This window comes from Metabacillus arenae (genome assembly GCF_014773385.1).
GTDB classification, from domain to species: Bacteria; Bacillota; Bacilli; order Bacillales; family Bacillaceae; genus Metabacillus_D; species Metabacillus_D arenae.
The window spans coordinates 1-7,213 of record NZ_JACXAI010000071.1 but is presented as its reverse complement, the minus strand read 5'-3'; the positions used below and the strand labels follow the sequence as shown (position 1 = coordinate 7,213).

Below are 7,213 nucleotides of genomic sequence, written 5' to 3'. Positions count from 1 at the left end.
TGGAGCCACCTTTTGTTGGGTATTTACTTTTTTGGCTCTCAATCTAGAAAATGATAAATCTGAAAATTTAAACAATATTTATGCAACACTAGTGATGTTTCAAAGAAAAAGATAATAAAAGATTAAACTAGAAAAAGGCCTTTCGTAGTTAGTGAAAGGCTTTTGTCATTATCAGATATTTACCTCTACCAATGTATGACTACATCAAAAATGGAAATTTGCATTATTAATTTAGAAAAGTAATTCTAATAAACCCATAGAAATGAGCCTTTTTCAAATTGGCACAGTTTTTGCAAAATATTGTAGTAGATAACTTTAACCAATATAGATTTAGATCAAAAATGCGGTGATATTTCTGATAGAATACAACTCTTTTGATTCAGCGTACAGGCCAGGAAGCCGCCTATCGTATTCAATATTGAGAGCTGGAGATGGGAGTTTAGGCCATATCAGGAAGGTATCATTTCAGCTGGAGATCTCGATGATTGATAGGAGATAGGTTGTTGTCACCATGGCATTACCAGGGCTGTTTCAATCATTAAATAATTACAAAATTATTAAATTTGAGAGGAGACATATTTAATGAATGTTAAAGGTCAAGTCATATTGGTAACAGGTTCTGGAAGTGGGATTGGCGAAGGAATTGCAACCAAACTGGCGGAGAATGGTGCCAAAGTAGTTATCAATGATATTGATTTATCCAAAGCGGAAACAATAGCGCATCGATTAAGAGAAAACGGGTATGAGGCTATTGGTTTGCAAGCGGACATAACGGTTTCAGAACAAGTGAAGCAGATGGTAGATACCATTATTATCCGTTATCAAAGAATTGATGGATTGGTTAATAATACTGGCGTTGTAAGAGATAACTTAATTCTAAAAATGCCGGAAGAAGATTTTGATTTTGTCCTCAATGTGAATTTAAAAGGTGCATGGATTTGTTCTAAGGCTGTACTTGGACAAATGAAACAGCAGGAATACGGCCGGATTGTAAATATTTCATCCCGGGCATGGTTGGGTCAAGCTGGTCAATCCAATTATTCTGCTTCTAAAGGTGGCTTGGTGAGTTTGACTCGTGCCTTGGCACTGGAGTTTGCCAAATTTAATGTAACAGTGAACTGTATTGCTCCGGGGTTAATTGACACCCCTTTGATCCGCAGCCTTAAACCCGAGGTTCAAGAAAATCTAATGAAAGCACAGCCAACTCCGATCATCGGTCAGCCTTATGATATTGCCAATACTGTTCTGTTTTTTACATCTGAAGAAGCTCGCTATATTACAGGTCAAGTGCTGCATGTAGATGGCGGGAAGAGCTTGGGAGCACGAAATCTATAACTCTATATAGGATTAGTAGTCAATAGAAACTACCATTTTATAATAAAACATTTAGGGAAAAGTGTTGTCCAGCTTTAAACTGGGATGGTTTATTGGAAAATCCACGATTTAAGACGAAGGATGTTAGAGTTACGAATCGTAGAAAACCTATCCCTCTGACAATTTACCAATTAAAGGAGTGTAAGATGATGAGAGTTCGAGGCGAAATTTATAGTAAAAGGTCTTATCTTGACAAAACGTTACAAAAAACTATGAACATTTTATTTATTAAAGCAGATGAAAGTATAAATTTTAATGGGGATTTAATTAAATTCATCCCAATTATCAGTGAATGTTCAGCTAATTTCAGTGTAGGAGAGAAAATCCAATTGGAAGGGGAAATAAGTACAGAATATATAGTGACTTCTCTTGGTAAAAGAAGTTTTGAGCCAGTACCGGTTATTCGGACAAGATCTATAAGCTAGTTTTTTCTATTTTTTTCGCTTCATGGAGGTATTCCAAATGTCGCGAATTGTCGATTTTACAGCAGAATGCAAAATGTCATGAACATCCTTCAAGTTTTGATGCAATAATGCATTAGGTTGAGGATGATCCTGCATCATTTTAAGCAAATACCTAGCAATTTCTTGGTTGAAACGCACAAATAATTCATGGCACGATAATTGCATTATGGTTTAGATAAAAGAATAAAACATGTAACTAGGAGGGAATGAAGGTGAATATTTTAGTTCTGATCAAACAAACCTTTGATACAGAAGAAAGGATTGTCATAAATAATGGCAAGATCGATGAGGATGGGGTGGAATTTATCATCAATCCTTATGATGAATACGCGGTTGAGGAAGCTGTAAAAATCAAAGAAGAGCATGGGGCGGAAGTGACGGTCTTGACTGTTGGTTCTGCCCAGGCAGAAAACGCACTCCGGACAGCTTTAGCGATGGGTGCGGACAAGGGTGTGTTTATCGAATTAGAAAGCTTGGAAGAGGATGAATATTCTTTATCTAAAATAATTGCCGCAGCGATTAAAGATCAAGAATATGATTTAATCTTAGGTGGAAATATGGCCGTGGATTCCGGAGCTGGTCAAGTAGCTATTCGTGTGGCTGAAGCCTTAGCTATTACCCATGTGTCAACGATTACAAAACTGGTTATTGAAGGCAGAAAGGCAACCGTAGAAAGAGATGTGGAAGGAGATGTGGAAATCATTGAAGTTAGTCTTCCTTTCATGGCTACCGCTCAGCAAGGATTAAATGAGCCTCGTTATCCCTCCCTGCCTGGTATTATGAAAGCCAAGAAAAAGCCGGTTGATCGTTTGTCTGTCGAGGATTTGGGGCTGTCAGAAGAGGATTTGGCTGTTCGAACTTCTGTTCATGATCGATATTTGCCTGCCAAGAAAGAGGCGGGTCGAGTTTTAGAGGGTGAAATAACACAACAGGTCAGCGATCTAGTTCAACTGCTTCGCAGTGAAGCAAAGGTGGTCTAACTATTTGATAAAAGGAGATGGATAAAATGAGTAAAAAAGTCCTTGTTTTGATAGAAATCAAAGATGGAAAGCTGCGCAATGTATCTTTTGAAACCTTAACGGTAGCTCAGCAAGTAGCTCAGGGAGGAGAAGTATCGGCTGCAATCTTCGGTTCCGGAGCATCCAGTCTTGTTGAGGAAGTAAATAAGTATGGTCCCCATAAAGTGTATGTTATTGAGGATGAAACATTAACTGTTTATACGACGGATGGCTACACTCAAGCATTATGCCAGCTGATCGAAGAAATACAAGCGGATATTGTAATAATGGGGCATACATCAATCGGAAAAGACCTGGCTCCGAGAGTTGCCGCAAGGTTCGACGCGGGGCTGGTGTCCGACTGTACAGCCGTTTCCGTCGAGGAGGGAGAAGTGGTCTTTACGAGACCGATTTATTCAGGTAAAGCGTTCGAAAAGAAGGTCTTTAATCAAGGAAAAGTGTTTGCTACGCTTCGTGCGAATAATTTTGAGACTACAGAAAAGGATGTTCAATCGGAGATAATATCCTATCACCCAGTGATCAAAGATTTAAGAACTGTGATCAAAGATATTGTTCGAAAGACTGCAGGCGGAGTTGATCTGAGCGAAGCTAAAGTCATCGTATCAGGTGGTCGTGGCGTAAAAAGCAAAGAAGGATTTAAGCCTCTTCAAGAATTGGCAGATGTTTTAGGAGGAGCTGTGGGAGCATCACGCGGAGCTTGTGATTCTGAATATTGCGATTACTCTTTGCAAATTGGCCAAACAGGGAAAGTGGTCACCCCTGATTTGTATATTGCTTGCGGAATCTCCGGGGCCATTCAGCATTTAGCTGGGATGTCAAATTCGAAAATCATCGTAGCCATTAATAAAGATCCAGATGCTCCTATTTTCCAGGTAGCGGATTATGGTATTGTAGGTGATCTATTTGAAGTAGTTCCGTTATTGTCGGAAGAATTTAAAAAGGTATTAGTCGCTGTTTAGATTTTAGCTGAAATATCAATCAGAACAAGGGGTGTAGGGTGTATGGAAGACGTAGTAATCGTATCAGCAGTCAGAACGGCGACTGGAAAATTCGGCGGAACATTGAAGAATATAAACTCAGGGACATTAGGGGCCATTGTGATTGAAGATGCCATAAAAAGAGCTGGGATTGCCCCTGACATGGTGGATGAAGTAGTACTGGGAGAAGTAAGACAATCAACAGAGTCTTCGAATGTGGCTAGAGTTGCAGCGCTTCGAACTGGTATTCCAGATAAGGCAACAGCTTTTACCATTAACCGCTTATGCGGATCCGGTATGCAAGCTGTAGCATCTGGTGTACAACAACTTATTTTTAAGCAGGCCGATGTGGTTGTAACTGGAGGTACAGATAACTTAAGCCGGGCTCCCATCTATTTACGCAATACTAGATTTGGTGAAGGGAATCCGATTCTCGTAGATTCCAATTTGGAAAATGGACAACAGCCTATGGAAATCTGGGGCAATCTGGGGATGGGGATGACAGCGGAAAACGTTGCGGAGAGATATGGGATATCTAGAGAAGCACAGGATGCCTTTGCTCTTTCAAGTCAACAAAAGGCAGCTAGGGCCATAAAAGAAGGCAGGTTTAAAGATGAGATTGTTCCTGTGGAAGTAAAACAAAAGAAAGAAATGATTCTTTTCGATACAGATGAATTTCCCCGTGAAACTTCAATGGAACAGCTGGCAAAGCTAAAACCAGTCTTTAAGCAGGGGGGAACAGTAACTGCCGGCAATTCCTGCGGGCGAAATGATGGTGCTTGTGCGATGGTTCTGATGACAAAGAGCAAAGCTAACGAGCTCGGCTTAAAACCGATGGCGAAAATTTTGGATTGGGCAACTGCGGGTGTTTCACCAGATGTTATGGGTCTGGGACCGGTACCTGCAGTGAAAAAACTGTTGGATCGAACCGGCATGAGTTTGGATGATTTTGGCCTGATCGAATTGAACGAAGCTTTTGCTGCCCAGGCACTCGGCGTGGTTCAAGACCTGAACATAGATCAGGATAAATTGAATGTAAATGGCGGAGCTATTGCCTTGGGCCATCCTGTGGGAGCGACAGGAGCGAGAATTATGACCACCCTTCTTTACCAGATGAAGCGTGAAAAAGAGGCGTACGGACTCGCTACACTTTGTATCGGTGGTGGGCAAGGGATGGCCATCGCTTTGGAATTATTATAAGGCCATAATAAACAAGCTGATTTATTTATCTGTTGAGGCTGACCCAAAAGGCCTTAGTTTTGGGTCAGCCTCTATTATCGATAAGATTGGAGATAAGATAAAGATGGTAAATGAATGGGTGAAGACTTATCAGGACAGACAGAGAACAGTAGAAGAAGCCATTTCTTTAATTCAGTCCAAGTCGAAAGTCATTTTGTCTTCATTTTGCAGTGAACCGCAGACCCTTTTGGAAGAATTGGTTCGACAAAAAGACCGGTTATTCGATGTTACTTTATATAACAATATAATAGGAAGCCCGTGTGTTTATGCAGCTGCTGAGTGCTTTCCCAACCTACAAATACGAACATTTTTGGGATCTCCTTTATTAAAAGAAGCCTACCAGAATCGTGCCTGCGATTATATCCCGATAAACCTTTCTGAAATTCCCCGCTTTATTGAAAATGCAAATATGGATATAGCTTTTATTCAGGTATCTCCACCTAATGAAAAGGGATATTGCAATTTAGGGATATCTGTAGACTTCGCACACTCCCTAATTCAAAGCGCAAAATGCGTGATTGCTGAAGTAAACAGCCAAATGCCATCGACTTATGGGAATACATCGGTTCATGTAAAAGATATTGATTGCTTTGTTTTAACCTCGCGACCGTTGTTATCGATCCCTCAAGGAACGTCTACCAGCCATGAACAAAAGATCGGTGAGTATGTATCAGAGCTTATTCCTGATCAGGCTACGATTCAAGTCGGACTTGGCAGTCTTGCTGATAGTATCATTCGCGCTTTGAGCAGTAAAAAAGGATTGGGTATTCACTCCGGTTCAATTACGGATGCTGTCATTGATTTAGTAGAAAAAGGAGTGATTACCAACGAACATAAAGAAATTGATCGATGTAAAATGGTCTGTACAACCTTAACCGGAACAGAACGGTTATATCGCTTTGCCCATATGAATCCGCTGATTGAACTGCATCCTGTAAGTTATACGCATAATGGAAGCACCCATGCCAAACTGGCCCGATTCCATTCGATTAATTCTGCCTTAGAAGTTGATTTGACAGGTCAAATCAATGCGGAACAAGTCGGGCCTTTTCCACTAGCCGGTGTTGGAGGTCAAATGGATTTTATCCGTGGAGCCGGGCTCTCTAAAAGTGGTAAATCTATTATTGCTCTACCCGCCACAGCCAAAGGAGGGACTCAATCCCGAATTAAGTTTAGCGTCTCATATGTCACATCACTTAAATCAGATGTACATTATGTAGTAACAGAATATGGTATTGCCAGTTTATTTGGCAAATCTATTAAACAAAGAGCAGAAGAATTACTGGCGGTCGCTCACCCTGATTTTCGTGAACAATTAAAATATGAAGTTGAAAAAATATAACATTTTATTAGGAAGTTTTTTTCAACAGTTATACATTTTATTGGGCAAGTGATTGGTTTGATTCAGGAAATACCGAATTATAAGAACTTAATTCAAAGGATTGTACACGGGTCCAAAGATATTAATCGATTATAACAAGGCTTATTTGTCGATTTCACTTTGCGAAGTTTGAGTTAATAATTTCGGAGGGTAAGCAGTTTGAAGGTTCCATTCCAGCTAAAACCGTTGCAACCTATAAATGGGATCATAAAAAGAAGTAAGTTAAATTAGGTTCTGGTGCAAAAAATTCAAGATAATTGCAATGGATCTCTAAATCTTGGACATTCTGATCCTATTATTCTAAAAAAGAGTAACGAAAAACCTCGCTGAAATCCAGCGAGGTTTAGTTTTATAAGATCAGAAAGTTTAATTTAATTAAAGTATTAACGTATTAAAGAGTGTTGTCGTTGTCTAGCTCCAGGCGCCATCGGCCCTTAGGTCATAAGCCAATCCGTCAAGAAGGTTAAAGAACAACCTTCATGCCGGCTCGTCTTATGCTTGTCGCCGAAGGACTAGCGCCTTGCGCTTTTCGTTCAAAGATAAGAAAGTATAAGTTTTTGTACCAAGTTTTCGTGTCTAGCTCCAGCGCCTAGCCCCTCTAGGTCATAAGCCACAAATGAATTGAAGGTAAAGAACACCTTCATTTCATTTGCGTCTTATGCTTGTCGGGGCTAAACAAGGCGCTTGCGCTTTTCTTAAATTTTCACTTTTTTAAGTTGTACAAGTTAATTAGCCGCTAAAGCGAGTTTGATAAATAAA

6 protein-coding genes are annotated in these 7,213 nt (G+C 40.1%); all 6 read left to right on the top strand.

All coding sequences use genetic code 11. The annotated features are described in order from the left end of the window. Positions 1-582: 582 nt before the first annotated feature. The 6 genes from IC621_RS26065 to IC621_RS26040 all read left to right on the top strand — a co-directional run bounded on the left by IC621_RS26065 (position 583) and on the right by IC621_RS26040 (position 6,415). Entirely contained in the window at positions 583-1,335 is a 753-nt protein-coding gene (locus tag IC621_RS26065; RefSeq protein ID WP_191162931.1) for an SDR family oxidoreductase, read from the top strand. Positions 1,336-1,520: 185 nt separating this feature from the next. After that, positions 1,521-1,799: a hypothetical protein gene (locus IC621_RS26060; protein ID WP_191162929.1), complete on the top strand. Its 279-nt coding sequence runs from the start codon at positions 1,521-1,523 to the stop codon at positions 1,797-1,799. Positions 1,800-2,050: 251 nt separating this feature from the next. Continuing rightward, positions 2,051-2,818, top strand: a complete 768-nt coding sequence (locus IC621_RS26055; RefSeq protein ID WP_191162927.1) for an electron transfer flavoprotein subunit beta/FixA family protein — start codon at positions 2,051-2,053, stop codon at positions 2,816-2,818. Between the two features lie 26 nt (positions 2,819-2,844). After that, positions 2,845-3,816 carry an electron transfer flavoprotein subunit alpha/FixB family protein gene (locus IC621_RS26050; RefSeq protein WP_191162926.1) on the top strand — a complete coding sequence of 324 codons (972 nt, stop codon included), beginning with the start codon at positions 2,845-2,847 and terminating at the stop codon, positions 3,814-3,816. Between the two features lie 42 nt (positions 3,817-3,858). After that, positions 3,859-5,034, top strand: a complete 1,176-nt coding sequence (locus IC621_RS26045; protein ID WP_191162924.1) for a thiolase family protein — start codon at positions 3,859-3,861, stop codon at positions 5,032-5,034. 103 nt (positions 5,035-5,137) lie between these two features. Then, on the top strand, positions 5,138-6,415 hold the full coding sequence (locus IC621_RS26040) for an acetyl-CoA hydrolase/transferase family protein (protein ID WP_191162922.1): 1,278 nt from the start codon (positions 5,138-5,140) through the stop codon (positions 6,413-6,415). Positions 6,416-7,213: the final 798 nt, after the last annotated feature.

Coding starts and splice junctions, on each gene's coding strand:
- IC621_RS26060 (WP_191162929.1), top strand. CDS start 1,521: ATGATGAGAGTTCGAGGCGAAATTTATAGTAAAAGGTCTTATCTTGAC.
- IC621_RS26065 (WP_191162931.1), top strand. CDS start 583: ATGAATGTTAAAGGTCAAGTCATATTGGTAACAGGTTCTGGAAGTGGG.
- IC621_RS26045 (WP_191162924.1), top strand. CDS start 3,859: ATGGAAGACGTAGTAATCGTATCAGCAGTCAGAACGGCGACTGGAAAA.
- IC621_RS26040 (WP_191162922.1), top strand. CDS start 5,138: ATGGTAAATGAATGGGTGAAGACTTATCAGGACAGACAGAGAACAGTA.
- IC621_RS26050 (WP_191162926.1), top strand. CDS start 2,845: ATGAGTAAAAAAGTCCTTGTTTTGATAGAAATCAAAGATGGAAAGCTG.